The sequence below is a fragment of the Enterobacter cloacae complex sp. ECNIH7 genome (assembly GCF_002208095.1).
Classification (GTDB): Bacteria; Pseudomonadota; Gammaproteobacteria; order Enterobacterales; family Enterobacteriaceae; genus Enterobacter; species Enterobacter cloacae_M.
In genome coordinates this window covers 2,686,953-2,713,726 of sequence record NZ_CP017990.1, presented here as the reverse complement: position 1 = coordinate 2,713,726, position 26,774 = coordinate 2,686,953, and the positions used below count along the sequence as shown (strand labels likewise).

Below are 26,774 nucleotides of genomic sequence, written 5' to 3'. Positions count from 1 at the left end.
TCGTTTCGCTTTATTAAATGGATGCTATGAATTCCCGACAACAACTCATTTTGCAGATGGTCATCGATCAGGGACGCGTAAGCGTAGTCGATCTCGCTAAAACCACTGGCGTGTCTGAGGTTACGATCCGTCAGGATCTTAATCTGCTGGAAAAACAGAGCTACCTTCGTCGCGCGCACGGATATGCTGTCCCGCTGGACAGTGATGACGTTGAGACGCGCATGATGAATAACTACGCGCTCAAACGTGAACTGGCGGAATTTGCCGCGTCACTGGTGAACAACGGCGAGACCGTCTTTATTGAAAACGGCAGCAGTAATGCCCTGCTGGCGCGCACGCTTGCCGATCAAAAAGACGTTACCATCATCACCGTCAGCAGCTATATCGCGCATTTGCTCAAAGAGACGCGCTGCGAGGTGATTCTGCTGGGCGGTATTTACCAGAAAAAAAGTGAAAGCATGGTTGGCCCGCTGACCCGTCAGTATGTTCAGCAGGTTCATTTCAGCAAGGCCTTTATCGGGATTGACGGCTGGCAGCCTGAGACAGGTTTTACCGGCCGGGATATGATGCGCTCTGACGTCGTGAATGCCGTGCTGGAAAAAGAGTGTGAAGCCATTGTATTGACCGACAGCTCTAAATTTGGCGCCGTTCACCCTTATACGATGGGCCCGGTTTCACGCTTTAGCCGCGTGATTACCGATGAACGGTTGAGCGACGCGCACCGTAATAAACTGGAAGATGACGGGCTGATCGTCAATATTATTAAAATGACCGCCTGAGTTCCCTCCGCGCCCGAATTTCGGGCGCATACGCCCTTCTTTCTCTGAGATGATTCCTGGTACTTCTTTAAGAGTTTTTACCTGTTTAACCTGCATTAAAGTCGTAAAATTAATGTTAGCGATATAACAGGAAGTGACTATCACCTGCGTGATTACGTAACGCCTGCGCGACCAGCTTTCACGGAGAACAGAATTAAGTATTCGATTCGTCTATACTTAACGTGTACATCTTTCCGTGAATCGATAATTCAGGAGAAAGTATTATGACCTTAACCAGCAAAAAATTAGCCGCCGCTGTTCTGGCAATCACTGTAGCAATGTCCCTGAGCGCGTGCTCTAACTGGTCTAAACGTGACCGTAACACCGCTATTGGTGCCGGTGCCGGTGCTCTCGGTGGTGCAGTATTAACGGATGGTAGTACGCTGGGTACATTAGGTGGCGCTGCTGTCGGTGGTATTATCGGTCACCAGGTTGGCAAATAATTATTATCTAAGCCTTCCCCGGTATTGCGATATTTGAACGTATTTCAGGTCTGACATACGCACGTATATAACACGAGCCACGGCATTTGCCGTGGCTCATTTATTTTAACCGCCTGCCAGTTTGACTTTCATGCCTTTGGCTTCCAGCAGAGATTTTATTAAATCGCGCTTATCTCCCTGGATTTCAATAATGCCGTCTTTCACGGCGCCGCCGCAGCCACATTTCTTTTTCAACTCGGCCGCCAGCTTTGCCAGTTCAGCATCATCCAGGTCAATGCCGGAGATAAGGCAAACCCCTTTCCCTTTTCGTCCACTGGTCTGGCGCTGGATCCGAACGATGCCGTCCCCCTTAGGACGTTCCACTTTCGCTTTCGGCTCGCCTATACGCCCGCTGTCGGTTGAATAGACCAGACGGCTGTTGGAATCGGTCATTATGCCCCCTTTTTCAGTGATGCGTTGATAGCCTTAAGCGTCTCAGCCGGGTTGGCAGACTGCGTTACCGGACGCCCGATGACCATGTAGTCAACGCCAGCAGCCAGCGCCTGCTCAGGCGTCATAATACGGCGCTGATCGCCCACTTCGCTGCCTGCAGGACGGATACCCGGCGTAACCAGTTTAAAATCCTGGCCCAGCGCTGATTTGAAACGTACCGCTTCCTGCGCGGAGCAGACGACGCCATCCAGGCCGCAATGCTGCGTCAGACGTGCGAGACGTTCGGCATGCTCGGCGGGTGACAACGTCACGCCCAGGTCGCGTAGATCGTTTTCGTCCATACTGGTCAGAACGGTGACCGCAATCAGCAACGGTGCATCTTTACCGAACGGCAGGAGCGCTTCACGGGCTGCCGTCATCATTCTTGCCCCACCCGATGCATGGACGTTGACCATCCATACGCCCAGCTCTGCGGCTGCGGCAACGGCGTGCGCCGTGGTATTCGGGATATCATGGAATTTCAGATCGAGGAAAACGTCAAAGCCGCGCTGCTGCAGATCGCGAACGATTTGCGGTCCAAACAGCGTGAACATCTCTTTGCCAACTTTCAGACGGCAGTCGCGAGGGTCGATGCCGTCGACAAACGCCAGTGCAGCGTCACGCTTATTGTAATCAAGCGCAACAACAACAGGAGAATCCGTAATTACGCGGGAAGTGGAGGATGTAACAGACGTCATGACCAGCCCTTTTCGTCTATGGGCGCGCAGCGGCGCGGAACAGATAAACGGCCAGCATTCTACCTGCCGACGCCGCAAATTGACAGGATCCATTTACGCGCCTGCCAGGCCGACAAACCGCACGGAGTTCAGGATGTGGGAAAAACGATCAGTATGTTGTAACTAAAGTGGAGTCTTTTAAAAAAATTACTGCCCGTCCAGACCACGGATTGGCTTAATGGTGGACCAGGCGCGGCAGGAAGGACAGTGCCAGTAGAGCGTATACGCGGTAAAACCACACTTCTGGCAACGATAGCGCGGCTTGCTGCGCACCTGTTCGCCAACCATGTCGCGCAGCACCATCAGGCTCTCTTTGGCGCGCCCTTCTTCAGCGTCGTTCAGGTGGTAATCCATCAGCTTATGGAACACCCGCATGGTCGGATGGCGCTGCAGCTGACGCGTAATATAAACCTGCGCGGTGTCGCTTCCCTCATACTGCTCAACGACGTCTGAGAGCATCAGTTCAGCGGTGGCACCGGTATTTTCTTCCACGCAGCGACGCAGGAAAGCTACCCACTCTTCCTGCTTGTCCAGCTGTTGATAGCAGGTTTGCAGCATTTCCAGCGTTTCACTGACCAGCTCTTTGTCCTGGTCGATAACCCGCAGCAGGCTTTCAACGGCTTTGGCGTAGTCGCCACTCGCCATAAAGACGCGCCCCATCATGATGGAGATTCGCGCGCTGTTGCGGTCCGCGGCGGCGCCTTTCTTCAGCAGCGCCATGGCTTTATCCATGTCGTCGTTGCCCATCTGCTGAAGAGCAAGTTCACAGTAGAAATGGGCGATCTCAACGCGCTGCTTATCTTTACCCAGCTTCACCAGACGTTCCGCGGTATCAATGGCTTTCTGCCAGTCGCTGGTGGCCTGATAAATCTGCAGGAGCTGCTGCAGCGCGCCGATGCGGAAATCTGTTTCGTCCACCAGCTGCGCGAACATATCTTCTGCGCGATCGTACAACCCTGCGGCCATGTAATCCCGCCCCAGCTGTTGCACCGCAAGGAGACGTTGATCGTAGGTCAGCGAGGCGCTTTCCATCAGGGTCTGGTGAATACGAATGGCACGATCGACCTCGCCGCGCGAGCGGAACAGGTTGCCCAGGGTGAGATGCGCTTCAACCGTCCCCGTATCCTCTTTCAGCATATCGAGGAACAGGTCTACCGCTTTGTCCTGCTGATTGCTCAGAAGGAAGTTCACCCCCGCAACGTAGTCGCGGGAGAGCCGGTTGGCCTCATCCTGTTTTGTTTGTTGCGCACTTCTGCGGCCCATATACCAGCCATAGGCTGCGGCTACAGGCAAAAGCAGAAACAACAACTCCAGCATAGTCGATTATTCCTTCACGACCGGCACACCAGAGCTTTCCGGGATGTCAGACGCAGGGGCAATGTTATTTTCGAGTCGCTTAATTTTACGTTCAGCGCGCGCAAGAGAAACACGGACTTTAAGCCAGAACAGACCGCAAACCAGCCAGCCAATGGCAAATCCGGCAGCAAATAAGACCGCCAGCAGGCTCGAGACGCGATACTCACCCTGAGCCAGCAGATAGTTAAACGTCACCTGCTGATCGTTTTGTGCACCCAACGTGACTGAAATGACAAAAATCGCCAATACCAGTAAGAAAATGAGTAAATATTTCACATTACTTCCCGTTATGTGGTTCAAGCGAATAAAGTGTGTTCAATTCACCGCAATCAGCCTTATAAACTACCATTTTAGCGACGAGCGCGAAACGGAAAAAGTGACGCGCAGGTCATGGATCTATGGGCAAAATGCGGAATATCAACCGTCAGGCGTCTGTCTGGTCCCTTTCGGCAATTTCTTCTTTCTCTTCTGGCGGTGGCGTTAGCGGGCCGCAGAATCGTTCAGTGAGCCAGGTCGCCAGCACGATCAGCAGCCATGAGATGAGCGTGGCGACGACCAGGTCGCGCGGCCAGTGCATCCCCAGCAGCAGGCGGCTGCCCATGACTCCCGTCGCCCAGACCAGTAAAATCACGATAGTGATCGTTCGGCGCCTTGGCCAAAGCAGCCCAACCCCCAGCAACGCCCAGCTGGCCGCAAACATGGTGTGACCGGAAGGAAACGCGAACCCGGTCTCTTTCTGCCAGTGTTTACGCAAGAATTTCGGGATATCCTGCTGTTCCGAAAGCTGTTCTTTCACCAGCGCGCCACGATCTTTTCGCTTTAAATTGTAGAACTCATCCACCGGAACATGATGCGTTTTTTCCAGCCAGACGACAAAAGGACGCGGTTCCTGAACGCGATCTTTAACCCAGGACTTTACGCCCTGGCCGACAAGGATAGCGCCCCCGAGGATCGCAAAGAGCATCAGCGCCGCGCGCAAACGAAAGCGCAGGCACCACAGGAACCAGGCGCAGAGGAGTACGTGGGTAATAATCCCCCACGGCTGGGTGACCGTTTCCGTTATCCAGTATAACGTTTTCAGCCACGTGGCATTATGCCCGGGCTGCCACATCCAGCCTGAAAGCCATACGGCCAGAGGCATAATCAGTAAAATGGCCGCACCTGCTGCCGTACGTCTGGCGATTGAAAGCATGTCTTCTCCTTTTTCGCTAAGCGTCACAATCATAACTGAAATTAATCATCCTGGTGGATATGTCGGATCGTGCGTTTAACGTTCATATAGCATGGTGCCCATTAGGCGAACCTGCTGAGCTTGTGGCAAAATGAACTGATACAGAAAGCAAAACAGGGCAAAGGCACGAAACGTGTCAGCCTACTCTGGAGAATCACATGCAGCTTAAACGTGTGGCAGAAGCCAAACTGCCAACCCCATGGGGCGATTTCCTGATGGTGGGTTTTGAAGAACTGGCAACCGGACAGGATCATGTCGCGCTGGTTTATGGTGACATTTCAGGGCAGACGCCGGTTCTGTCCCGCGTCCATTCAGAGTGTCTTACCGGCGACGCGCTGTTCAGCCTGCGCTGTGATTGTGGTTTCCAGCTGGAAGCCGCTCTGTCTCATATTGCAGAAGAAGGCCGCGGTGTGCTGCTTTATCACCGTCAGGAAGGTCGTAATATTGGTCTGCTGAATAAAATCCGCGCCTACGCGCTTCAGGACCAGGGCTACGATACGGTTGAAGCAAACCATCAGCTTGGCTTTGCCGCTGACGAACGCGACTTCACCTTATGCGCCGATATGTTCAAGCTGCTGGGCGTGGACGAAGTTCGCCTGCTGACCAATAACCCGAAAAAAGTGGAGATCCTGACCGAAGCGGGGATCAACATCGTCGAGCGCGTACCGCTGATTGTCGGCCGTAACCCGAAGAACGCCCACTACCTGGATACCAAAGCCGCCAAAATGGGTCACCTGCTGAAAGAGTAATGCTAAAAAGCCCGGCACGGGTGCCGGGCTCGTTTCATCAATCCAGCATCTTACGAATCACATAATGTAAAATGCCGTCGTTCTGGTAATAGGTCAGCTCGGTTGCCGTATCAATACGGCACCGGCAATCCAGCACCTCGATTTTCCCGTCTGCCCGCGTTAACTTCACCGGCACCGTTTTCCCCGGCTGCAGGTTTTGCAGACCGCTAATCTCAATCTGCTCTTCCCCGGTCAGTCCCAGCGTTTTACGCGTCACGCCCTGCGGAAACTCGAGCGGCAGGATCCCCATACCAATCAGATTCGAGCGGTGAATACGTTCGAACGATTCGGCGATGACCACGCGAACGCCAAGCAGACGCGGACCTTTCGCCGCCCAGTCGCGGCTGGAGCCGGAACCGTACTCTTTCCCGGCGATCACCGCCAGCGGCGTACCTTCCTGTTGATATTTGACCGCCGCATCATAAATCGAAACCACTTCCGTCCCCGGCAGATGGCGCGTCATGCCCCCTTCCACGCCCGGGACCATTTCGTTACGAATGCGGATGTTGGCAAAGGTCCCGCGCATCATGACCTCATGGTTGCCGCGACGCGAGCCGTAGGAGTTAAAATCGCGGCGTTCGACGCCCCGGCTCTGCAGATAACGTCCTGCCGGGCTATCGGCTTTAATACTCCCCGCCGGAGAGATGTGGTCCGTCGTGACGGAATCCCCCAGCATCGCCAGTATGCGCGCGCCGTGGATATCTTTAAGCGGTGCCGGCTCGGCCAGCATCTCATCAAAGAACGGCGACAGACGAATATAGGTCGAGTCATCCTGCCAGTCGTAGGTATCTGAGCCCACGACGTTGATGGTTTTCCACTCCGGCGTGCCTTCAAAGACCTCCGCATACTCTTTGCGGAACATCTCAGTTGAGACCTTTTCAACGGCCAGCGCGATTTCACGCGAAGATGGCCAGATATCTTTCAGGTAGACAGGGTCATTCTTGCGATCGTGCCCAATCGGATCGGTCGCCAGGTTGATATTCATGTTGCCTGCAAGGGCATACGCCACGACCAGCGGCGGCGAGGCAAGCCAGTTGGTTTTCACCAGCGGATGAATACGCCCTTCAAAGTTTCGGTTACCGGACAGGACCGCGCCTACCGTCAGGTCGCCCTGCTTAATCGCCGTTTCAATCGGTTCAGGCAGTGGACCGGAGTTACCAATGCAGGTCGTACAGCCGTAGCCCACGAGGTTAAAGCCCAGTTCGTCAAGGTACGGCGTCAGTTTGGCCTGCGCCAGATAATCCGATACCACTTTGGAACCCGGTGCCAGCGAGGCCTTGACCCATGGCTGAGGTTTTAGCCCAAGCTCTACCGCCTTTTTAGCCAGCAGGCCAGCCGCCATTAATACGCTGGGGTTCGAGGTGTTGGTGCAGGAGGTAATGGCCGCAATAACAACCGCGCCGTCCGGGAGCTGATACTGATGTCCGTTCAGAACATAGTCGACCGGACGATGATCTTTCTGCGCCACATTCACTTCCAGGGCATTGCTGGCGGCAAAGGCTTTTGGCACGTCACTCAGCGCAACCCGATCCTGTGGACGTTTCGGCCCGGCGAGGCTCGCCTCGACGCTTCCCATATCGAGTTCAAGCGTGCTGGTGAAGACAGGTTCATCGCCCGGGTTTCGCCACATGCCCTGCGTTTTGGTATAGGCCTCCACCAGCGCGACCTGCTCTTCGCTGCGCCCGCTAAGGCGCATGTATTCCAGCGTGACGTCATCGATGGGGAAAAAGCCGCAGGTTGCACCATATTCCGGCGCCATATTGGCAATGGTGGCACGGTCGGCAAGCGGCAGCGAATCCAGACCATCACCGTAGAATTCTACAAACTTGCCCACCACACCATGCTTACGCAGCATCTGGGTGACGGTGAGCACCAGATCGGTGGCGGTAATGCCTTCAGACAGCTTGCCGGTGAGCTTGAAGCCCACCACGTCAGGGATAAGCATGGACACCGGCTGGCCGAGCATGGCCGCTTCCGCTTCGATACCCCCGACGCCCCAGCCCAGCACGCCCAGACCGTTGATCATGGTGGTATGGGAGTCCGTGCCCACCAGCGTGTCCGGGTAGGCGACCCACTCTTTATCCTGCAATTCACTCCAGACGGCTTTACCCAGATATTCAAGGTTCACCTGGTGACAAATACCGGTACCCGGCGGGACCACGCTAAACCGGCTGAACGCCTGCTGCCCCCACTTAAGAAACACGTAGCGCTCGTGGTTGCGTTCCATCTCCAGACGCACGTTCTCGCCAAAGGCGTCGTCATCACCAAAGCGGTCAACGGTTACGGAGTGGTCAATGACGAGGTCAACGGGGGAAAGCGGATTCACTTTTGCCGTATCTCCGCCGAGACGCTTAACGGCCTCGCGCATCGCGGCTAAATCAACGACGGCCGGGACACCGGTAAAGTCCTGCATCAGCACCCTGGCCGGGCGGTAGGCGATTTCTCTGTCGGCATGGGCATTTTCCAGCCACCCTGCCAGCGCCTTGATATCATCGAGGGTGACAGAGTCACCGTCCTGCCAGCGCAATAGGTTTTCCAGTAAAACTTTCAATGACTTGGGTAAACGCGAAATGTCCCCAAGCGTTCTGGCAGCCAGCGGCAGGCTGTAGTAATGCCAGGTTTTATTTTCTGCCTGTAACGTATCCTTACTGGCTTCGCGTAGGGTTAACGACATAAGCTCCTCCTTAATCACAGAGATGCCCCGACAATCATCAGGGCCGTAATTAAAGATAACACAAAGATGTCGTAACGTTTTGATAACAACCCAAATTGATAAATTTAGGATTGGTCCAGAAAGGAAAAACAAAAAACCCCGCCGTAGCGAGGTTTTACAATTTAGTGGAGGGCCAACCAGATGAGCTGACTCCAGAACAGAATCGACACGGTAAAAACGCCGATCCATGACCAGTATTTGTGAGACGTCATGTTATTCATCATAGGGACACCAGGCATTATTTATTAAAAGTTCCGAGGTAAGTCCTCAGTGCTATATTGCTGATGTGTATTTATTAAAGAGTACGAAAGTGCAGAGTCGATATTCAGACTATTTGCATCATTACGCAATTAACTAACTTATTGTTTTTTGGGTTCGTCTTCTGCGAACACATCAATAAACGCTTGCTGCTGCGGCGTTAGTTTCCAGGACGCGGGTACAACAGTCGCAGGTGCTTTACGCCCTCTGTGGCCGTTGTCACGATGCTGACACATCTGTTTTACCGTTTCTGTACGTACCGTCACTGCCATATTTAACCCCAATATTTCCAGGCCAGGAGAGCAACCACCACCCAAAACAGGGTAGAGACGAGAAAGACCGCCAGCCAGGCTTTACGCTTGAGCGCAGGATCCCTTTGCGGTTCTTCACTTCCTGAAGGCATTGCTAACCTCATACAATCGACATCGCTTATCATTTAGGACCAAACAATTGGTACAATTAATCATCTGTTGAGATAAATCCTAAAGAAACTTTAGCCGAAAAGCCAGTGAATTTACGCACCGGAAGGTATGAAATATTCAATCTTTTGACCAGAAATAAATAATTGAAAAGAAAAATTTGCGAAGGCGTAAATTAGTTTCTACTTTTGTCGCCAATTCACGACATTATAACCTTACAGATTAAATGGATAATGACATTATATGACAGGGGGTGCGTAGATGATGATAATTCTAATTTAGCTTTGAGGCGTTATTTCGGTATCTTTCCCTAAGGGAAAGATACCGGGTGTGATTATTTTTCGGGGAGTTTGATGTCTTTAAACATCTCTTCAATATCTTCATTTGAGCGTAATGCAACGGCGGTATCAACCACGTCACGCGTTAAATGAGGGGCAAAGCGCTGAATAAAATCATACATATAGCTGCGCAGGAAGGTGCTGCGACGGAAGCCAATCTTTGTGGTGCTATGACTGAAAACATCATGCGCATCAAGACGCACCAGGTCAGGGTCTGACACTGGATCCACCGCCATGCTGGCAATAACGCCCACCCCCAGACCAAGCCGCACATAGGTTTTAATCACGTCGGCATCCGTCGCGGTAAAGACAATGCGCGGCGTCAACCCTGCCCGGTTAAAGGCCGTATCAAGCTCGGACCGTCCGGTAAAGCCAAACGTATACGTCACCAACGGATATTGAGCCAGCTCTTCGATAGTGACCGACCCTTTACCCGCCAGGGGGTGATCGGGGGTCACCACGATAGAACGGTTCCAGTGATAGCATGGAAGCATCACCAGATCGTCATACAGATGAAGCGCTTCGGTGGCGATGGCAAAGTCTGCATTCCCCTTGGATACGGCTTCAGCAATTTGCGTTGGCGAGCCCTGGTGCATATGCAAAGAGACGCGAGGATAACGCTCGATAAAGCCTTTGATCACACCGGGTAGCGCATAGCGCGCCTGGGTGTGCGTCGTGGCAATATACAGCGAACCTTTATCCGGCCAGGTGTGTTCACCCGCCACAGACTTAATTGCATCGACTTTAGAGAGGACTTCCCGCGCAATGCGGATGATTTCCTGCCCCGCAGGCGTCACCTGGGTGAGATGCTTACCGCTGCGGGCAAATATCTGGATACCTAACTCGTCCTCCAGCATACGAACTTGTTTGCTGATGCCCGGTTGCGAGGTATACAACCCCTCGGCGGTAGAAGAGACGTTAAGGTTATGATTCACCACCTCAACGATATAACGAAGCTGCTGTAATTTCATGCCAGACCATCCGATTTAGCGCATGCGGTCAATCGCTTAAGACGATTTAATAATAAGAAACAGGTTAACTATAACCACTATATCATTTATAGCCTGACTGTATAGTACGGAACAAAAAATAATAACAAGGTAATAAAAAAGGGCCGGAAATCCGGCCCTTTTACAGGTAAGTTACGGTAAGGGAAGATTATTTCTTGCCTTCAACCCATTTGCCATCGACAAAGAAGGCTGACCATCCGGTCGCTTTACCCTCTTTCTCTGCCGCAACATACTGCTGCTTAGTTTTACGGCTAAACCGTACCACGGTTTTGTTGCCTTCCGGATCCTGCTGTGGCGCATCGGCCAGATAACGCAGTTTCTCAGGCAGACGATCGCGGAAGCGATGCAGCTCTTCCACCAGCGGCGCGCGCGTTTCACGCGATTTCGGGAAGGTGTTGGCGGCCAGGAAGACACCTGCAGCACCATCACGCAGCACGAAGTACGCGTCTGATTTCTCGCACGGCAGTTCTGGCAGCGGAACCGGATCTTCCTTAGGAGGAGCCACTTCGCCGTTACGCAGAATTTTGCGCGTGTTTTTACACTCGTCGTTGGTACAGGCCATGTACTTACCGAAACGCCCCATTTTCAGGTGCATTTCAGAACCACACTTCTCGCATTCCACAATCGGGCCGTCATAGCCTTTAATGCGGAACTCGCCCTCTTCGATCTCATACCCGTCACACGTTGGGTTATTACCGCAAACGTGCAGCTTACGTTTTGGATCGATCAGGTAGCTGTCCATTGCCGTGCCGCATTTCTTGCAGCGGCGTTTGGCACGCAGAGCGTTAGTTTCCGCATCGTCACCCTCCAGCACGTTGAGAACTTCGTTCTCAGGCACCAGGTTGATGGTGGTTTTGCAGCGCTCTTTTGGTGAAAGCGCATAGCCGGAGCAGCCAAGGAACACGCCTGTGGTTGCGGTGCGGATCCCCATCTTGCGGCCGCAGGTTGGACAGTCGATGCTGGTCAGAACCATCTGGTTAGGCAGCATGCCGCCCTCTTCAGGGTCTTTCTCCGCTTTTTCAAGCTGGTCGGTAAAGTCGCTGAAGAAGCTGTCGAGTACCTTTTTCCATTCCGCCTGATGGCTGGCAACCTGGTCTAGGCTGTCTTCCATTTGCGCGGTGAAATCGTAGTTCATCAACTCGCGGAAGTTTGCTTCCAGACGGTCAGTGACGATCTCACCCATTTTTTCCGCATAGAAACGGCGGTTTTCAACGCGCACGTAGCCGCGGTCCTGAATGGTCGAGATGATGGACGCGTAGGTCGATGGACGACCAATACCGCGTTTTTCCAGCTCTTTCACCAGGGACGCTTCACTGAAGCGCGCAGGTGGCTTGGTGAAGTGCTGTGCCGGAACCAGATCGACAAGCGATAACTCGTCACCTTTATTAACCGCAGGCAGCGTTCTGTCTTCATCGCCTTTACGCAGCGCAGGCATCACCTTCGTCCAGCCGTCGAAGCGCAGAATACGACCGCGCGCCTTCAGGCGGAAATCACCCGCGCCGACGGTCAGCGTGGTGGAGTCGTACTGCGCCGGGGTCATCTGGCACGCCACGAACTGGCGCCAGATCAGCTGATACAGCTTCTGCGCGTCAGCTTCCATGTCTTTCAGCGATTCCGCTAACACCGAGACGTCAGAAGGACGAATCGCTTCGTGAGCTTCCTGAGAGTTCTCTTTGCTGGCGAACTGGTTAGCGCTTTCCGGCAGGTATTTCTTACCGAAATTGTCGCTGATGTAGCCGCGGACCATGTTGACCGCATCCTGGCTCAGGTTGGTTGAGTCGGTACGCATGTAGGTGATGTAGCCCGCTTCATACAGGCGCTGCGCCATCATCATGGTCTTCTTCACGCCATAACCCAGACGCGTGCTTGCAGCCTGCTGCAGCGTAGAGGTAATAAACGGCGCACCCGGCTTGCTGCTGGTCGGTTTGTCTTCACGTTCCAGCACCTGATAGCGTGCTTTTTCCAACAGCGCTACGGCGGCCATGGTCTGGTCGCGGTTTTCCGGACGGAAAGGCTTGTCGTTGTGATGGCTCACCTGCAGCAGCAGAGCGTCACCGCCCGGCGTGGTCACATTGGCATCGACTTCCCAGAACTCTTCCGGCACGAAGGCTTTAATTTCGCGCTCACGCTCAACGACCAGACGCACGGCGACGGACTGCACACGCCCTGCGGACAGGCCACGGGCAATCTTCTTCCACAGCAGTGGAGAGACCATGTAGCCCACAACGCGGTCCATAAAGCGACGTGCCTGCTGTGCGTTTACGCGGTCAATATTCAGCTCGCCCGGCTTCTCAAACGCCTGACGAATCGCATTCTTCGTAATTTCGTTAAACACTACACGGCTGTAGCGTTTGTCATCACCACCGATCACTTCCCGCAGGTGCCACGCAATGGCTTCCCCTTCGCGGTCAAGGTCGGTTGCGAGATAGATGTGGTCTGCTTTTTCAGCAAGCTGCTTCAGTTCGTTAACGACTTTTTCTTTACCGGGCAGCACTTCATATTGTGCATCCCAGTTATGCCATGGGTTAACACCCATGCGGTTGACAAGCGCGCTACGTTCATCCTTTTTAGGCTTTTTAGCCCCTTTGGTGGAGGTAGAGTCTGCGCTCTTTTTGCTGGCTGAGCCACTGGTCGGCAAATCGCGGATATGACCCACGCTGGACTTAACCACGTAGTCATTACCCAGATACTTATTGATCGTTTTGGCTTTTGCCGGGGACTCAACGATGACGAGAGCTTTACCCATATTCACCTTTACCTAATTTAATTCTTCCAGGAATACGCCGCACGTTGATTTCCCTTCCGCTGACGACGAGCCAATGATATTGCGACTGCGTCAGGAGATATCAACCCCTTTGTCTTACCGGACGTTAATGAGAAGACGCCCAGGTGATTGAGTTTTCGGGTATTTTTCTCACATCTCGTGTAATTCGTGACGAATTCCCGGTTGAATGTCAAGCAATTCTGTTGCCAGAATGACGAAAGCGCACACTCTACCTGATAAAATTCGTTACGCAACTTTATTAGCATGCAAAAGCAGATCCCGCCAGCCAGGACCCTGCACCTTATCCCCTCACATTACAGGGAAAATTTGCCCCCAAAGCGCCCTCGGCGTAGACTATTGTCACTGTTTAAGGAGTGGATTATGCAGAATACGACCCAACCTATTGACCGAGCCTCTCTGCTTATCGAAGCAAACAAGCTTATCCGTGACCATGAAGATACGCTGGCGGGCATTGAAGCCACCGGCGTAGAGCAGCGTAATGGCGTGCTGATTTTCAGCGGCGAATACTTCCTTGACGAACAGGGTTTACCGACCCCGAAAAGCACCGCCGTGTTTAACATGTTCAAATACCTGGCGCATACGCTTTCAGAGAAATATCACCTGGTCGATTAACGCAAAGCGCGAGGCATATGCCTCGCGTTTTTGTTTACAGCAGCGGTTTTTGTCCGCGCTGTAGCCAGCGCAGCAGCAGGCGGTCCGCGCTTTCTGCGGCACTGTTGGTAAAGCGGTCAAGGAGTCGCTTACGCTGGGTAAAGCGCACGCCCACCAGTTCCCGACCTTCCATCAGATTGAGCAGCAGATCGTCGCTGGTTCCGACTTCATCCACCAGCCCTTTCTCCTGCGCCTGGACGCCGTACCAGTGCTCGCCCGTCGCGACCTGTTCAATATCGAGCGTTGGGCGCATACGGTGTACAAAATCTTTAAAGAGATGATGCGTTTCATTGAGATCTTCGCGGAATTTTTGACGTCCTTCTTCCGTGTTTTCCCCCAGTAGCGTCAGAGTACGTTTGTACTGACCCGCTGTGTGAAGTTCGATATCGATCTCTTTATTTTTCAGGAAGCGGTTAAAGTTCGGAATCTGCGCGACCACGCCGATCGAGCCAATAATGGAGAACGGCGCGGCAACAATTTTGTCCGCCACGCAGGCCATCATGTAGCCACCGCTCGCCGCCACTTTATCCACGGCCACGGTCAGCGGGATCTGTTTTTCACGCAGGCGCTGCAGCTGTGAGGCGGCCAGTCCGTAACCGTGAACCACCCCGCCCGGGCTTTCAAGACGCACGACAACCTGATCCTGCGGTGTCGCCACGGCCAGAACGGCAGTCACTTCTTCCCGCAGAGAAGACACTTCATGCGCATCCATACTGCCTTTAAAATCGAGCACATAGACGAGCGGCGTGGCCTTATCCTGCGGCGCATTGAGCTTTGCTTTTGCCTTTGCCGCTTTGGCTTCCTGTTTATGCTTTTTCTTCTGCGCTTTCAGCCAGAGTTTCTGTTGATGACTATCAAGCAGCGCCAGAGACATCTCTTCCTGCATCTCTTTATACTGCTCGCTCAGGCGGGTGATGCGTAACTCCCCACGCTGACGCTTGCGCTGCGTCAGGTTGACAATCAGAACGGCTACCACCGCAATGGCAATCACCACCGTCGCGATTTTGGCCAAAAACAACCCATATTGAGAAAGTAATTCCACGCGTTCCACCTTGATTTAACCACGAATCTTTCACGGCAGTGTACAACAGCCCTGCCCATGCGTCTCGCTCGCGACATTACCTCTGCGAGGCGCCTTCAGGAATCCCCGGACCGGAGATTAAATATTTGCAAAATGTTAATTTTACAGTAATGCGTCCTGTAGACTGATTGAATTATCAGGCGAATTCGGGCATAAAGCCGAAAAGTCATTATAAAGGCACCATTGCGTCACCGGTCGCCTGAGGAGTCACCGTGCATTATCAACCGCAAAAAAATCTGCTGCACAACCGGATTATTCTTGTCACCGGTGCCAGCGACGGGATTGGCCGCGAGGCGGCCCTGACATACGCCGAATATGGCGCGAACGTCATTCTGATCGGCCGCAGCGAAGAAAAACTGCAAAACGTCGCTCAGGAGGTTGAGGCTAAATGCGGCACGCCTGCCCCGTGGTATACACTCGATTTACTGACCTGCACGCCCGCGGTGTGCCAGGAATTAGCCCAGCGCATCAGCGCTCACTATCCGAGACTTGACGGCGTGTTGCATAACGCCGGTTTGTTAGGCGAGGTTCGTCCTATGGATGAACAGGATCCTGATATCTGGCAGCAGGTGATGCAGGTCAACGTCAACGGCACGTTTTTCCTGACACAGGCATTGCTTCCTTTATTACTCAAATCCGAGTCCGGGTCCCTGGTCTTTACCTCGTCCAGCGTTGGCCGTGAAGGACGCGCAAACTGGGGAGCCTATGCCGTATCAAAATTCGCGACCGAAGGCATGATGCAGGTGCTGGCGGAGGAGTATCAGAGCCGCCATCTGCGCGTAAACTGCATTAACCCGGGCGGTACGCGCACCAAAATGCGCGCCAGCGCGTTCCCGAGCGAAGATCCGCAGAAGCTGAAAACCCCGGCAGACATTATGCCGCTCTATCTCTGGCTGATGGGCGACGACAGCCGCCGCAAAACCGGGATGACCTTTGACGCCCAGCCGGGACGTAAACCAGGAATTTCGCAATGAGTGAAGAACGTCATCAGCAGCGCCAGCAGCGTCTGAAAGAACAGGTCGATGCACGCGTTGCCGCAGCCCAGGACGAACGTGGGATCGTCATCGTTTTTACCGGCAACGGAAAAGGGAAAACCACCGCCGCATTCGGCACGGCGACACGCGCCGTCGGACACGGGCAAAAAGTGGGCGTCATCCAGTTTATCAAAGGCGAATGGCCCAACGGTGAGCGGAATTTGCTTGAGCCTCACGGCGTTGAGTTTCAGGTGATGGCGACAGGTTTTACGTGGGATACTCAGAATCGGGAAACGGACACCGCAGCCTGTCTCGCCGTCTGGGAGCATGCAAAGAGAATGCTGGCCGATCCCTCGCTGAATATGGTTCTACTGGATGAGATCACCTATATGGTCGCCTACGACTACCTGCCGCTGGAAGCCGTGCTGGATGCTCTGAAGAATCGTCCTGTACACCAGACGGTTATCGTCACGGGGCGCGGGTGTCATCGGGATATTCTGGAGATGGCCGATACCGTCAGCGAGCTGCGTCCGGTCAAACATGCGTTTGATGCAGGCATCAAAGCGCAAATTGGAATTGATTACTAAAGAAAAAAGCCCGGTGCGTTCACCGGGCTTTTATATTAACCGTTGTTGTTACGGCTGCCGGAGCGGCGGCTGCTGCTCACCTGGCTGTGGCGCTTCACCGCGCGACGGATCTGATTCGCCTTCATGCGACGACGATCTTTTTCCACCGCCACTTTTGAGGTGGTTTCCGGCGTCAGGCCAACCAGCTCGCGCAGGTAGTTGGTTTGGGTCAGATCCAGTTCGGTATAACCCCCGCGCGGCAGACCTTTCGGCAGCAGAATGTCGCCGTAACGGACGCGGATCAGACGGCTCACCTGGACGCCTACCGCTTCCCAGAGACGACGCACCTCGCGGTTACGGCCTTCGGTCAGGGTCACGTTGTACCACTGGTTAATGCCTTCCCCACCGGTAAATTTGATGGTTTTGAACGCCGCAGGACCGTCTTCAAGCTGAACGCCACGCGACAGATCGCGCAGTTTATTTTCGTCAACCTGGCCAAATACGCGCACTGCGTATTCACGTTCCACTTCACGGCTTGGGTGCATCAGACGGTTTGCCAGTTCACCATCGGTGGTGAACAGCAGCAGACCGCAGGTGTTCACGTCCAGACGACCGACGGCAATCCAGCGAGCGCCACGCAGTTTAGGCAGACGGTCAAACACCGTCGGACGACCTTCCGGGTCGTTGCGGGTGCACAGCTCGCCTTCCGGCTTGTAGTAAGCCAGCACGCGGCAGATCTGTTCAGCGGACTCTTTCACGGAGATGAGGTGACCGTCGATGCGGATCTTCAGCCCCGGTACGATTTCAACGCGGTCACCCAGCGTGGCGATTTTACCGTCCACACTCACGCGACCCGCTTCAATAATGGCTTCGATTTCACGGCGTGAGCCGTGGCCGGCGCGCGCCAGCACTTTCTGTAACTTCTCGCTCATTGAGCTTCCTCAGGTGTCGCCTTCACAGGCGTCGAATCAGGTCAAAAGAGGGCTGAGCCCTGCTTTGATGGCCGCGTAGTATATCTGCTTATACCTTTACAAGAAAGGCTTTACGTCACCCACGCCTTCACGAATCACTTCCGGTGCATCTTCGGTTAAGTCGACCACGGTGGTCGGCTGCTGGCCGAGATAGCCGCCGTGAATAATCAGCTCGACCACCTTCTCCAGACGATCTTTGATCTCTTCCGGATCGGACTCGGTAAACTCACTTCCGGGCAGCATCAGCGAGGTAGAAAGCATTGGTTCGCCGAGGGTTTCCAGCAGCGCCTGCGCAATCGGGTTCGACGGCACGCGCATACCGATGGTTTTGCGTTTCTCCTGCAGCAGACGACGTGGTACTTCCTTCGTGCCCTTCAGGATGAAGGTGTAGTTGCCCGGCGTGTTGTTCTTAATCAGGCGAAACGCCACGTTATCAACATACGCATAGGTCGACAGCTCAGAGAGATCGCGGCACATCAGAGTAAAGTTATGGCCGTCCGGCAGCTGGCGAATACGGCAAATGCGCTCCATTGCCCCTTTATCTTCAATTTTACAGCCCAGCGCATAGCCTGAATCGGTCGGGTAGACAATCACGCCACCTTTGCGGACGATCTCCACGGCCTGGTTGATCAGACGTGGCTGCGGGTTATCCGGATGGATATAGAAAAACTGACTCATACTTCCCTCTCTTCAATTTGCTGCGGCTGTTCCCAGAGCTGCCAGACCGGCTCAACGCCAGCGGGCAACCAGAGCTTGCGCCCCAGTTCGATCCACGCGCAGGGCTGATGGAAATCAGAGCCCTGTGACCCAAGCAGGCCGAACTGGCGGGCATAGGTCGCGAGCTGCGCGCGCTCGTTGGGCGCCTGCTGACACTGGGCGACTTCCATCGCCTCGCCACCGCATTCGGCAAAGTGTGCCAGCAGCCTTTTCAGCCATTTAGCAGAAAGATTATACCGCCCAGGATGGGCCAGCACGGCCTTACCGCCAGAATGATGAATCACATCAATAGCTTGTTTTATTGTACACCACTGTGGCGGAACGTATCCGGTTTTACCGCGTGCCAGATACTTTTTAAAGACGTCCGCCATGTTCGTCGCTTTGCCCGCGTCGACCAGAAAACGGGCGAAATGACCGCGGGTGACCGCCCCGCCGTTCGCCATCTTTTGCGCGCCTTCCAGCGCGCCCGGAATATGCGCCTTTTCCAGACGCTCGCCGATCATCTCTGCGCGCTGATTGCGGCGCGTTTTTTGTTCTTGCAAAAATGCCGTAAGTGCCGGATGGTCTATATCGATGTTCAGGCCAACAATATGAATCTCATGGTTTTCCCAGACGGTCGAGATCTCGACGCCGGACACCAGATTCAGCGCCAGCCCGCTGCGGGCAATCTCTGCGCGCGCCGCCGGAATGGCATCAGTGGTATCGTGATCGGTTATCGCCAGCGTGCCGACGCGCATTTCAACGGCGCGATGAACCAGGGCTTCGGGTGTCAGCAGGCCGTCAGAGGCCTGAGTATGGCTGTGTAAATCATAAATAATGGCGTAGGTGGTATCGCTCAAAGCACTTCCCATAACAGGTTGGAGACATCCGAAAGCACCATGATACCGACTTAACGCGAAATTCTGAAATCAAGGGTTGACAACTTGCCATCGAACTAGTTAACTAGTACGCAAGTTCACACGAGAAAGGTATCTGAAAATGACAGCACATTTCGCTCTTCACGGCTGGTGGCGCACTTCCTGATCTTCGGGCAGTGTCACGCGTCTGCGAAATGCAAACAGATACCCGCCCGCTACCCAGCGGGCTTTTTTTTGAACAAAATATGAGAACAACAACATGCAAACAGCCAAACCTCATCTCGAACTGCTGACCTGCGAGGCGGCCTATCGCCACAACCCGACCGCGCTGTTTCATCAGGTGTGCGGGGCACGTCCGGCAACGCTGCTGCTGGAATCGGCGGATATCGACAGCAAGGACGATCTCAAGAGCCTGCTGCTGGTCGACAGCGCGCTGCGCATTACCGCTTTAGGTGACACCGTCACCATCAAGGCATTATCAGACAATGGCGCATCGCTGCTGCCGCTGCTGGATGCCGCCCTGCCGTCGGGCATTGAAAATGAACGTCATCCAGAAATGCGCATTCTGCATTTCCCGCCGGTGAGCCAGCTGCTGGACGAAGACGCGCGCCTCTGCTCCCTGTCCGTTTTCGATGCCTTCCGCCTGCTGCAGAATCTGGTCACCGTGCCGGAAGACGAGCGTGAGGCGATGTTCTTCGGCGGGCTGTTTGCTTACGACCTGGTTGCCGGTTTTGAAGATTTGCCGGAAACCGAGCAGGGCAATCGCTGCCCGGATTATTGCTTCTATCTGGCTGAAACGCTGCTGGTGATCGACCACCAGAAGCAATACACCCGCATCCAGGCAAGCCTGTTCACGCCCTCTGCCGCTGAGAAAAACCGTCTTGAGCACCGCATCGCTCAGCTGCAGCAGCAGATGACGGAAGCACCACCCGCGCTGCCGGTGCAGCGCGTGGAGAAAATGACCTGCGACGTTAACCAGACTGACGATCAGTACGGCGCCGTGGTTCGCCAGATGCAAAAAGCGATTCGCGCCGGGGAAATTTTCCAGGTCGTGCCGTCCCGTCGCTTCTCGCTGCCCTGCCCGTCGCCGCTCGCAGCCTACGACGTGCTGAAAAAGAGTAACCCAAGCCCGTACATGTTCTTCATGCAGGACAACGAATTCACGCTGTTCGGCGCCTCGCCGGAAAGCTCGCTGAAATACGACGCCACCAGCCGTCAGATTGAGATCTACCCGATTGCCGGTACCCGTCCGCGCGGACGCCGCGCCGATGGCTCGCTGGACCGCGATCTGGACAGCCGCATCGAACTGGAGATGCGCACCGACCACAAAGAACTCTCCGAGCACCTGATGCTGGTTGACCTGGCGCGTAACGATCTGGCACGCATTTGTACTCCCGGCAGCCGCTACGTGGCGGACCTGACCAAAGTCGACCGCTATTCGTTCGTGATGCACCTGGTCTCCCGCGTGGTCGGCGAGCTGCGCCACGATCTCGACGTGCTGCACGCCTACCGCGCCTGCATGAACATGGGCACCCTCAGCGGCGCGCCGAAAGTACGCGCCATGCAGCTGATTGCTGCCGCCGAAGGACGCCGTCGCGGCAGCTACGGCGGCGCGGTGGGCTACTTCACCGCCCACGGTGACCTCGACACCTGCATCGTAATCCGCTCTGCCTACGTTGAAGACGGTATCGCCACCGTTCAGGCGGGTGCCGGGATTGTTCTTGATTCTGTTCCGCAGTCTGAAGCTGACGAAACGCGCAGTAAAGCCCGTGCGGTCCTTCGCGCCATTGCTACCGCACACCATGCACAGGAGATTTTCTGATGGCTGACATTCTGCTGCTCGATAATATCGACTCCTTTACCTATAACCTGGCAGATCAGCTGCGTGCGAATGGCCACAACGTCGTTATCTACCGCAACCACGTTCCGGCGCAGACCCTGATTGACCGTCTGGCCACCATGCAAAACCCGGTGCTGATGCTCTCCCCGGGGCCAGGCGCGCCGAGCGAAGCGGGCTGTATGCCAGAGCTGCTGACCCGCATGCGCGGGAAACTGCCGATCGTCGGCATCTGCCTTGGCCATCAGGCGATTGTTGAAGCCTACGGCGGCTACGTTGGCCAGGCGGGTGAGATCCTGCACGGTAAAGCGTCCAGCATTGAACATGACGGCCAGGCGATGTTTGCCGGGCTGCCGAACCCGCTCCCGGTCGCGCGCTATCATTCGCTGGTTGGCAGCAATATTCCCGCCGGGCTGACGATCAACGCCTCGTTTGAAGGCATGGTGATGGCGGTGCGCCACGATGCGGACCGCGTCTGCGGCCTGCAGTTCCACCCGGAATCGATCCTGACCTCCCACGGCGCCCGCCTGCTGGAGCAGACGCTCGACTGGGCGTTACAGAAGCTGGAGCAGACCAACACCCTGCAGCCGATTCTGGAAAAACTGTACCAGGCGCAGACCCTGAGCCAGCAGGAGAGCCATCAGCTCTTCTCCGCCGTGGTTCGCGGTGAGCTGAAGCCTGAGCAGCTGGCAGCCGCGCTGGTGAGCATGAAGGTGCGCGGCGAAAGCCCGCAGGAGATCGCCGGTGCCGCCACGGCACTGCTGGAAAATGCCGCCCCGTTCCCGCGCCCGGACTATCAGTTTGCGGATATTGTCGGTACCGGCGGTGACGGCAGTAACAGCATCAATATCTCCACCGCCAGCGCCTTCGTGGCGGCGGCGTGTGGTTTGAAGGTCGCGAAGCACGGCAACCGCAGCGTGTCCAGCCGGTCAGGTTCTTCCGATCTGCTCGCCGCATTCGGTATTAACCTCGATATGAACGCCGAGCGTTCCCGTGAAGCGCTGGATGACCTGGGCGTCTGCTTCCTGTTTGCGCCGAAGTATCACACCGGTTTCCGCCACGCGATGCCGGTTCGTCAGCAGCTTAAAACCCGCACGCTGTTTAACGTGCTCGGCCCGCTGATCAACCCGGCCCACCCGCCGCTGGCGCTGATTGGCGTTTACAGCCCGGAACTGGTTCTGCCGATTGCCGAGACGCTGCGCGTGCTGGGTTATCAGCGTGCCGCCGTGGTGCACAGCGGCGGTATGGATGAGGTTTCTCTTCATGCGCCAACGCTGGTGGCCGAACTGCGCGACGGTGAAATCCTGAGCTATCAGCTGGAGGCTGCCGACTTCGGCCTTGCGCCATACCATCAGGAAGCGCTGGCTGGCGGTACGCCGGAAGAAAACCGTGACATTCTGACGCGCTTATTACAAGGTAAAGGAGAGGTCGCCCATGAGGCCGCCGTTGCTGCCAACGTCGCCATGCTGATGCGTTTGCACGGTGACGAAGACCTGAAAGCCAACGTTCAAAAAGTTCTGGATGTACTGCGCTCCGGTGCAGCTTACGATCGCGTTACCGCACTTGCGGCAAGAGGGTAAAGAATGCAGACCGTTTTAGCGAAAATCGTTGCCGATAAGGCCATCTGGGTGGAAGCCCGCAAGCAACAGCAGCCGCTTGCCAGTTTCCAGAATGACGTCGTCCCGAGCAGCCGTCGTTTCTATGACGCCCTGCGGGGTACGCGCACCGCGTTTATTCTTGAGTGCAAAAAAGCGTCCCCCTCCAAAGGCGTTATTCGTGACGATTTCGACCCGGCACGTATTGCCGGCATTTATAAGCATCATGCTTCAGCCATCTCCGTGCTGACGGATGAGAAATATTTTCAGGGCAGCTTCGATTTTCTGCCCATCGTCAGCGGCATCGCGCCGCAGCCGATCCTGTGCAAAGACTTTATTATCGACCCGTATCAGATCTGGCTGGCACGTTTTTACCAGGCCGACGCCTGCCTGCTGATGCTCTCGGTGCTCGACGATGAGCAGTATCGCCAGCTTTCCGCCGTGGCGCACAGCCTGAATATGGGCGTGCTGACCGAAGTGAGCAACGAAGAGGAGCTGGAGCGCGCGATTGCGCTGGAAGCCAAAGTGGTCGGCATTAACAACCGCGATCTGCGCGACCTGTCCATTGACCTTAACCGTACGCGTCAGCTGGCGCCGCGTCTGGGGTCTGGCGTCACGGTGATCAGCGAATCCGGCATTAACAGCTACGCCCAGGTGCGCGAGCTGAGCCACTTCGCCAACGGTTTCCTGATTGGCTCCGCCATGATGGAACATGACGATCTCAATGCGGCTGTGCGTCGCGTGCTGCTGGGTGAAAACAAAGTCTGCGGCTTAACCCGCGAACAGGATGCTCAGGCCGCGTATGAAGCCGGGGCGATTTATGGCGGGCTGATCTTTGTGGATTCCTCTCCTCGCGCGGTCAGCGTAGAGCAGGCGCGTAAGGTCATCGCAGCGGCTCCGCTCAGCTACGTGGGCGTTTTCCGCAATGCAGATATTGCAGACGTTGCGGCAAAAGCCGACGCGTTATCCCTGAGCGCGGTGCAACTCCACGGCGATGAAGACCAGATCTATATCGACGCCCTGCGCGCCGCGCTGGCACCACAGGTGCAGATCTGGAAAGCGCAAAGCGTTGGCGATACGTTGCCCTCGCGTAACCTGAACCACGTGGATAAATACGTCCTCGATAACGGCCAGGGCGGTACCGGCCAGCGTTTTGACTGGTCGCTGCTGAACGGCGCAAAGCTGGACAACGTTCTGCTGGCGGGTGGATTAGGCCCGGATAACTGCGTAGAAGCCGCTAAAACCGGCTGCGCAGGCCTCGATTTCAATTCAGGCGTAGAGTCCCAGCCGGGTATCAAAGATGCCAGCAAGCTGGCCTCGGTTTTTAAAACTCTGCGTGCATATTAAGGAAGAGAAGATGACGACATTACTTAACCCGTATTTTGGTGAGTTCGGCGGGATGTACGTCCCGCAAATCCTGATGCCCGCGCTGCGCCAGCTGGAAGAAGCGTTTGTCAGCGCGCAGAAAGACCCGGCGTTTCAGGCTGAATTTACCGACCTGCTGAAAAATTACGCCGGTCGTCCGACCGCGCTGACCAAATGCCGCAACCTGACGGAAGGCACCAAAACCACGCTGTATCTGAAGCGTGAAGACCTGCTGCACGGCGGCGCGCATAAAACTAACCAGGTGCTGGGTCAGGCGCTGCTTGCGAAGCGTATGGGCAAAACCGAAATCATCGCCGAAACCGGTGCGGGTCAGCACGGCGTGGCCTCTGCGCTTGCCAGCGCACTGCTCGGCCTGAAATGCCGCATCTATATGGGAGCGAAAGACGTTGAGCGTCAGTCTCCGAACGTCTTTCGTATGCGTCTGATGGGAGCAGAAGTGATCCCGGTGCACAGCGGCTCCGCGACGTTGAAAGACGCCTGTAACGAAGCGCTGCGCGACTGGTCTGGCAGCTATGAAACCGCACACTATATGCTCGGTACCGCGGCGGGCCCGCACCCGTTCCCGACTATCGTGCGCGAATTCCAGCGCATGATCGGTGAAGAGACCAAAGCGCAGATCCTCGAAAAAGAGGGTCGCCTGCCGGATGCGGTGATCGCCTGCGTCGGCGGCGGCTCCAACGCCATCGGTATGTTCGCAGACTTTATCGACGACACCAGCGTGGGCCTGATTGGCGTAGAGCCTGCCGGTCACGGCATTGAATCGGGTGAACACGGCGCGCCGCTGAAGCATGGCCGCGTGGGGATCTACTTCGGGATGAAATCCCCGATGATGCAAACCGATGAGGGTCAGATTGAAGAGTCTTACTCTATTTCTGCCGGCCTCGACTTCCCGTCCGTCGGGCCGCAGCATGCGTATCTGAACAGCACCGGCCGCGCGGACTATGTCTCCATTACCGATGACGAAGCGCTGGAAGCCTTTAAAACGCTGTGCCGCAGCGAAGGGATCATCCCGGCGCTGGAGTCTTCGCACGCGCTGGCGCACGCGCTGAAAATGATGAAAGAAAACCCGGAAAAAGAGCAGCTGCTGGTGGTGAACCTTTCCGGACGCGGTGACAAAGATATCTTCACCGTTCACGATATTCTGAAAGCACGAGGGGAAATCTGATGGAACGCTACGATAACGTATTTGCAGAGCTGAAATCGCGCCAGGAAGGCGCGTTCGTTCCCTTCGTCACCCTGGGCGATCCGGGCCCGGAACAGTCGCTGAAGATTATCGACACCCTGATTGAAGCCGGGGCCGACGCGCTGGAGCTGGGTATTCCGTTCTCCGATCCGCTGGCGGATGGCCCGACCATCCAGAATGCGACGCTGCGCGCATTCGCCTCCGGTGTGACGCCAACCCAGTGCTTCGAGATGCTGGCGGCGATTCGCCAGAAGCACCCGACCATTCCGATCGGCCTGCTGATGTACGCCAACCTGGTCTTTAACCGCGGTATTGATGAGTTCTATGCCGAGTGCGCGCGCGTGGGCGTCGACTCCGTTCTGGTGGCAGACGTGCCGGTTGAGGAGTCTGCGCCATTCCGTCAGGCAGCGATGCGCCATAACGTCGCCCCGATTTTCATCTGCCCGCCGAACGCCGATGACGAACTGCTGCGCCAGATTGCCTCTTACGGACGCGGGTATACCTACCTGCTCTCCCGCGCGGGCGTGACCGGTGCCGAGAATAAAGCCGCCCTGCCGCTGCATCATCTGGTGGAGAAGCTGGCCGAGTACCATGCCGCGCCTCCGCTGCAGGGGTTCGGGATTTCATCCCCGGATCAGGTCACCGCAGCGATTGACGCGAAGGCGGCTGGTGCCATCTCCGGCTCCGCGATTGTGAAGATCATCGAAAAGAACGTGGACAAGCCCGAGCAGATGCTGGCCGAGCTGAAAGCGTTTGTGACCGCAATGAAAGCGGCGACGCGTAAAGCATAACCTCTCTACCGTCTGGCTTCCTGCCAGACGGTTCCCCTTCCTGGTTATCACTCTTCATGCTGCTGGCGTGCGGGCTGCTATTTAAGAACGCAATTGACAGGCCAGTAATGATGAATGCCTCAATTATGCTTTATTAATAACGTTTCCGGGGCGGGCATCGGGACTTACCAATTTGTAAAGTACCGGCAGCATGGACCAAATCAGCTAAAGTACGAACCTGCATTTTATCCATAACCCGACGTCGATGGACCTTCACGGTAATTTCTGATATGCCCAGTTCAGACGCAATTTGTTTGTTTTGCAGGCCATTAATCGCCAACTCAAAGGTCTGCTTCTCGCGCCGTGTCAATGCCTGATAGTTTTTACAAAGCTCGAATATTCTTTGCTGCTCTAAAAAATTATTAGTCGCTTCGATTAGCACATCTTTCACGACATTGATAAATTGTTCCGGTTCGACTGGCTTAGTCAAAAAGTCCCGAACACCTGCTTTCATCGCTTGTACGCAGAGTGGGATTGAGCTGGTCATAGTCAGGATAATTATCGGTATTGTACAGCCACGTTCCTTCAGGGCATCTATCACTTCGAAACCGTTAGTGTCTGGCGTGTTAATTTCCAGTATTAAGCATGAGGGATGATCAACTATGGGGCAGGAGAGAAATTCTTCGGCATTTTTGAAGTCAAAAGTTTGATAACCTTTCGCTATTAACAATTTAACCACAAACAGCCTATATGCATCATCATCATCGATAACATAAACAACATCTTCCATATCACTCTCTCCTCACCAGGCCTTCGACG

The 26,774-nt window shown here is 55.2% G+C and carries 28 protein-coding genes and 1 other annotated feature; of the genes, 13 read left to right on the top strand and 15 right to left on the bottom strand.

The features are described 5' to 3' along the window. Nucleotides 1-26 precede the first annotated feature (26 nt). Both yciT and osmB read left to right on the top strand, forming a co-directional pair. Nucleotides 27-779: a DNA-binding transcriptional regulator YciT gene (gene yciT, locus WM95_RS13405; RefSeq protein WP_063409339.1), complete on the top strand. Its 753-nt coding sequence runs from the start codon at nt 27-29 to the stop codon at nt 777-779. A 263-nt stretch (nt 780-1,042) separates the two neighbouring features. Then, the gene (gene osmB, locus WM95_RS13400) at nt 1,043-1,261 is read left to right on the top strand and encodes an osmotically-inducible lipoprotein OsmB (RefSeq protein ID WP_008501216.1); all 219 of its coding nucleotides are present in this window, start codon (nt 1,043-1,045) and stop codon (nt 1,259-1,261) included. 105 nt (nt 1,262-1,366) lie between these two features. Here osmB and yciH read toward each other — a convergent pair whose 3' ends face one another. The 5 genes from yciH to pgpB all read right to left on the bottom strand — a co-directional run bounded on the left by yciH (nt 1,367) and on the right by pgpB (nt 5,017). After that, a complete protein-coding gene (gene yciH, locus WM95_RS13395) occupies nt 1,367-1,693 on the bottom strand; it encodes a stress response translation initiation inhibitor YciH (protein WP_063409340.1) in 327 nt (108 codons plus the stop codon). Next, nucleotides 1,693-2,430, bottom strand: a complete 738-nt coding sequence (gene pyrF / locus WM95_RS13390; RefSeq protein WP_045355906.1) for an orotidine-5'-phosphate decarboxylase — start codon at nt 2,428-2,430, stop codon at nt 1,693-1,695. Before pyrF ends, yciH begins: the two co-directional genes overlap by 1 nt. Nucleotides 2,431-2,616: 186 nt before the next feature. Further along, a complete protein-coding gene (lapB, locus tag WM95_RS13385; RefSeq protein ID WP_023312066.1) occupies nt 2,617-3,786 on the bottom strand; it encodes a lipopolysaccharide assembly protein LapB in 1,170 nt (389 codons plus the stop codon). A 6-nt stretch (nt 3,787-3,792) separates the two neighbouring features. Next, a complete protein-coding gene (locus WM95_RS13380; RefSeq protein WP_023312067.1) occupies nt 3,793-4,101 on the bottom strand; it encodes a LapA family protein in 309 nt (102 codons plus the stop codon). Between the two features lie 148 nt (nt 4,102-4,249). After that, complete coding sequence (gene pgpB / locus WM95_RS13370) at nt 4,250-5,017, bottom strand: phosphatidylglycerophosphatase B (protein WP_023312068.1); 768 nt, start codon at nt 5,015-5,017, stop codon at nt 4,250-4,252. A 197-nt stretch (nt 5,018-5,214) separates the two neighbouring features. On the opposite strand from pgpB, the gene ribA reads away from it, so the two are divergent. Then, a complete protein-coding gene (ribA, locus tag WM95_RS13365) occupies nt 5,215-5,805 on the top strand; it encodes a GTP cyclohydrolase II (RefSeq protein WP_008501210.1) in 591 nt (196 codons plus the stop codon). 37 nt (nt 5,806-5,842) lie between these two features. On the opposite strand, the gene acnA is transcribed toward ribA, so the two are convergent. From acnA to topA, 5 genes are all read right to left on the bottom strand, one after another. Further along, a complete protein-coding gene (acnA, locus tag WM95_RS13360; RefSeq protein WP_063409341.1) occupies nt 5,843-8,518 on the bottom strand; it encodes an aconitate hydratase AcnA in 2,676 nt (891 codons plus the stop codon). Between the two features lie 161 nt (nt 8,519-8,679). Further along, nucleotides 8,680-8,778 (bottom strand): small membrane protein YmiC, encoded by a 99-nt coding sequence (gene ymiC, locus WM95_RS27615; RefSeq protein WP_032623144.1) that lies wholly within the window; start codon nt 8,776-8,778, stop codon nt 8,680-8,682. A gap of 311 nt (nt 8,779-9,089) precedes the next feature. After that, entirely contained in the window at nt 9,090-9,230 is a 141-nt protein-coding gene (locus tag WM95_RS13350) for a YmiA family putative membrane protein (protein ID WP_213327741.1), read from the bottom strand. Nucleotides 9,231-9,568: 338 nt separating this feature from the next. Beyond that, on the bottom strand, nt 9,569-10,543 hold the full coding sequence (gene cysB, locus WM95_RS13345; protein ID WP_008502814.1) for an HTH-type transcriptional regulator CysB: 975 nt from the start codon (nt 10,541-10,543) through the stop codon (nt 9,569-9,571). Nucleotides 10,544-10,730: 187 nt separating this feature from the next. Then, complete coding sequence (topA, locus tag WM95_RS13340; protein ID WP_063409342.1) at nt 10,731-13,328, bottom strand: type I DNA topoisomerase; 2,598 nt, start codon at nt 13,326-13,328, stop codon at nt 10,731-10,733. Nucleotides 13,329-13,727: 399 nt separating this feature from the next. On the opposite strand from topA, the gene WM95_RS13335 reads away from it, so the two are divergent. After that, a complete protein-coding gene (locus tag WM95_RS13335) occupies nt 13,728-13,979 on the top strand; it encodes a YciN family protein (protein ID WP_023312072.1) in 252 nt (83 codons plus the stop codon). Between the two features lie 34 nt (nt 13,980-14,013). On the opposite strand, the gene sohB is transcribed toward WM95_RS13335, so the two are convergent. Beyond that, complete coding sequence (sohB, locus tag WM95_RS13330; RefSeq protein ID WP_045355890.1) at nt 14,014-15,060, bottom strand: protease SohB; 1,047 nt, start codon at nt 15,058-15,060, stop codon at nt 14,014-14,016. 251 nt (nt 15,061-15,311) lie between these two features. On the opposite strand from sohB, the gene WM95_RS13325 reads away from it, so the two are divergent. Then, nucleotides 15,312-16,073: a YciK family oxidoreductase gene (locus WM95_RS13325; RefSeq protein ID WP_063409343.1), complete on the top strand. Its 762-nt coding sequence runs from the start codon at nt 15,312-15,314 to the stop codon at nt 16,071-16,073. Further along, nucleotides 16,070-16,660 (top strand): cob(I)yrinic acid a,c-diamide adenosyltransferase, encoded by a 591-nt coding sequence (gene cobO / locus WM95_RS13320; protein ID WP_023312075.1) that lies wholly within the window; start codon nt 16,070-16,072, stop codon nt 16,658-16,660. Before WM95_RS13325 ends, cobO begins: the two co-directional genes overlap by 4 nt. 35 nt (nt 16,661-16,695) lie before the next feature. Here the strand turns inward: cobO and rluB are convergent, their stop codons facing one another. The 3 genes from rluB to rnm form a co-directional block, all read right to left on the bottom strand. Further along, entirely contained in the window at nt 16,696-17,571 is an 876-nt protein-coding gene (rluB, locus tag WM95_RS13315; RefSeq protein WP_023312076.1) for a 23S rRNA pseudouridine(2605) synthase RluB, read from the bottom strand. A gap of 96 nt (nt 17,572-17,667) precedes the next feature. Continuing rightward, a complete protein-coding gene (locus WM95_RS13310) occupies nt 17,668-18,288 on the bottom strand; it encodes an L-threonylcarbamoyladenylate synthase (protein WP_003856793.1) in 621 nt (206 codons plus the stop codon). Then, nucleotides 18,285-19,166 (bottom strand): RNase RNM, encoded by an 882-nt coding sequence (rnm, locus tag WM95_RS13305; RefSeq protein ID WP_029740530.1) that lies wholly within the window; start codon nt 19,164-19,166, stop codon nt 18,285-18,287. The genes WM95_RS13310 and rnm overlap by 4 nt, the downstream gene beginning before the upstream one ends. A 139-nt stretch (nt 19,167-19,305) precedes the next feature. On the opposite strand from rnm, the gene trpL reads away from it, so the two are divergent. The 7 genes from trpL to WM95_RS27865 all read left to right on the top strand — a co-directional run bounded on the left by trpL (nt 19,306) and on the right by WM95_RS27865 (nt 26,113). Continuing rightward, a complete protein-coding gene (gene trpL / locus WM95_RS27195) occupies nt 19,306-19,350 on the top strand; it encodes a trp operon leader peptide (RefSeq protein ID WP_071524153.1) in 45 nt (14 codons plus the stop codon). Continuing rightward, nucleotides 19,327-19,420 (top strand) — a sequence feature (Trp leader region). Its footprint overlaps the gene before it by 24 nt. A 23-nt stretch (nt 19,421-19,443) precedes the next feature. Further along, on the top strand, nt 19,444-21,006 hold the full coding sequence (locus WM95_RS13300) for an anthranilate synthase component 1 (RefSeq protein ID WP_047174183.1): 1,563 nt from the start codon (nt 19,444-19,446) through the stop codon (nt 21,004-21,006). Beyond that, nucleotides 21,006-22,601, top strand: a complete 1,596-nt coding sequence (gene trpD / locus WM95_RS13295) for a bifunctional anthranilate synthase glutamate amidotransferase component TrpG/anthranilate phosphoribosyltransferase TrpD (RefSeq protein ID WP_063409344.1) — start codon at nt 21,006-21,008, stop codon at nt 22,599-22,601. Before WM95_RS13300 ends, trpD begins: the two co-directional genes overlap by 1 nt. A gap of 3 nt (nt 22,602-22,604) precedes the next feature. Continuing rightward, a complete protein-coding gene (trpCF, locus tag WM95_RS13290) occupies nt 22,605-23,963 on the top strand; it encodes a bifunctional indole-3-glycerol-phosphate synthase TrpC/phosphoribosylanthranilate isomerase TrpF (protein ID WP_045355895.1) in 1,359 nt (452 codons plus the stop codon). 10 nt (nt 23,964-23,973) lie between these two features. Then, nucleotides 23,974-25,167 (top strand): tryptophan synthase subunit beta, encoded by a 1,194-nt coding sequence (gene trpB / locus WM95_RS13285; protein ID WP_023312081.1) that lies wholly within the window; start codon nt 23,974-23,976, stop codon nt 25,165-25,167. Further along, complete coding sequence (gene trpA, locus WM95_RS13280) at nt 25,167-25,976, top strand: tryptophan synthase subunit alpha (protein ID WP_023312082.1); 810 nt, start codon at nt 25,167-25,169, stop codon at nt 25,974-25,976. Before trpB ends, trpA begins: the two co-directional genes overlap by 1 nt. Further along, entirely contained in the window at nt 25,973-26,113 is a 141-nt protein-coding gene (locus WM95_RS27865; protein ID WP_081247952.1) for a GlyGly-CTERM sorting domain-containing protein, read from the top strand. The genes trpA and WM95_RS27865 overlap by 4 nt, the downstream gene beginning before the upstream one ends. Here the strand turns inward: WM95_RS27865 and WM95_RS13270 are convergent. Beyond that, the gene (locus WM95_RS13270; RefSeq protein WP_063409345.1) at nt 26,110-26,745 is read right to left on the bottom strand and encodes a response regulator transcription factor; all 636 of its coding nucleotides are present in this window, start codon (nt 26,743-26,745) and stop codon (nt 26,110-26,112) included. The genes WM95_RS27865 and WM95_RS13270 overlap by 4 nt on opposite strands. Nucleotides 26,746-26,774: the final 29 nt, after the last annotated feature.

Coding starts and splice junctions, on each gene's coding strand:
- yciT (WP_063409339.1), top strand. CDS start 27: ATGAATTCCCGACAACAACTCATTTTGCAGATGGTCATCGATCAGGGA.
- osmB (WP_008501216.1), top strand. CDS start 1,043: ATGACCTTAACCAGCAAAAAATTAGCCGCCGCTGTTCTGGCAATCACT.
- yciH (WP_063409340.1), bottom strand. CDS start 1,693: ATGACCGATTCCAACAGCCGTCTGGTCTATTCAACCGACAGCGGGCGT.
- pyrF (WP_045355906.1), bottom strand. CDS start 2,430: ATGACGTCTGTTACATCCTCCACTTCCCGCGTAATTACGGATTCTCCT.
- lapB (WP_023312066.1), bottom strand. CDS start 3,786: ATGCTGGAGTTGTTGTTTCTGCTTTTGCCTGTAGCCGCAGCCTATGGC.
- pgpB (WP_023312068.1), bottom strand. CDS start 5,017: ATGCTTTCAATCGCCAGACGTACGGCAGCAGGTGCGGCCATTTTACTG.
- ribA (WP_008501210.1), top strand. CDS start 5,215: ATGCAGCTTAAACGTGTGGCAGAAGCCAAACTGCCAACCCCATGGGGC.
- acnA (WP_063409341.1), bottom strand. CDS start 8,518: ATGTCGTTAACCCTACGCGAAGCCAGTAAGGATACGTTACAGGCAGAA.
- ymiC (WP_032623144.1), bottom strand. CDS start 8,778: ATGAATAACATGACGTCTCACAAATACTGGTCATGGATCGGCGTTTTT.
- WM95_RS13350 (WP_213327741.1), bottom strand. CDS start 9,230: ATGAGGTTAGCAATGCCTTCAGGAAGTGAAGAACCGCAAAGGGATCCT.
- cysB (WP_008502814.1), bottom strand. CDS start 10,543: ATGAAATTACAGCAGCTTCGTTATATCGTTGAGGTGGTGAATCATAAC.
- topA (WP_063409342.1), bottom strand. CDS start 13,328: ATGGGTAAAGCTCTCGTCATCGTTGAGTCCCCGGCAAAAGCCAAAACG.
- WM95_RS13335 (WP_023312072.1), top strand. CDS start 13,728: ATGCAGAATACGACCCAACCTATTGACCGAGCCTCTCTGCTTATCGAA.
- cobO (WP_023312075.1), top strand. CDS start 16,070: ATGAGTGAAGAACGTCATCAGCAGCGCCAGCAGCGTCTGAAAGAACAG.
- rluB (WP_023312076.1), bottom strand. CDS start 17,571: ATGAGCGAGAAGTTACAGAAAGTGCTGGCGCGCGCCGGCCACGGCTCA.
- WM95_RS13310 (WP_003856793.1), bottom strand. CDS start 18,288: ATGAGTCAGTTTTTCTATATCCATCCGGATAACCCGCAGCCACGTCTG.
- WM95_RS13300 (WP_047174183.1), top strand. CDS start 19,444: ATGCAAACAGCCAAACCTCATCTCGAACTGCTGACCTGCGAGGCGGCC.
- trpD (WP_063409344.1), top strand. CDS start 21,006: ATGGCTGACATTCTGCTGCTCGATAATATCGACTCCTTTACCTATAAC.
- trpCF (WP_045355895.1), top strand. CDS start 22,605: ATGCAGACCGTTTTAGCGAAAATCGTTGCCGATAAGGCCATCTGGGTG.
- trpB (WP_023312081.1), top strand. CDS start 23,974: ATGACGACATTACTTAACCCGTATTTTGGTGAGTTCGGCGGGATGTAC.
- trpA (WP_023312082.1), top strand. CDS start 25,167: ATGGAACGCTACGATAACGTATTTGCAGAGCTGAAATCGCGCCAGGAA.
- WM95_RS13270 (WP_063409345.1), bottom strand. CDS start 26,745: ATGGAAGATGTTGTTTATGTTATCGATGATGATGATGCATATAGGCTG.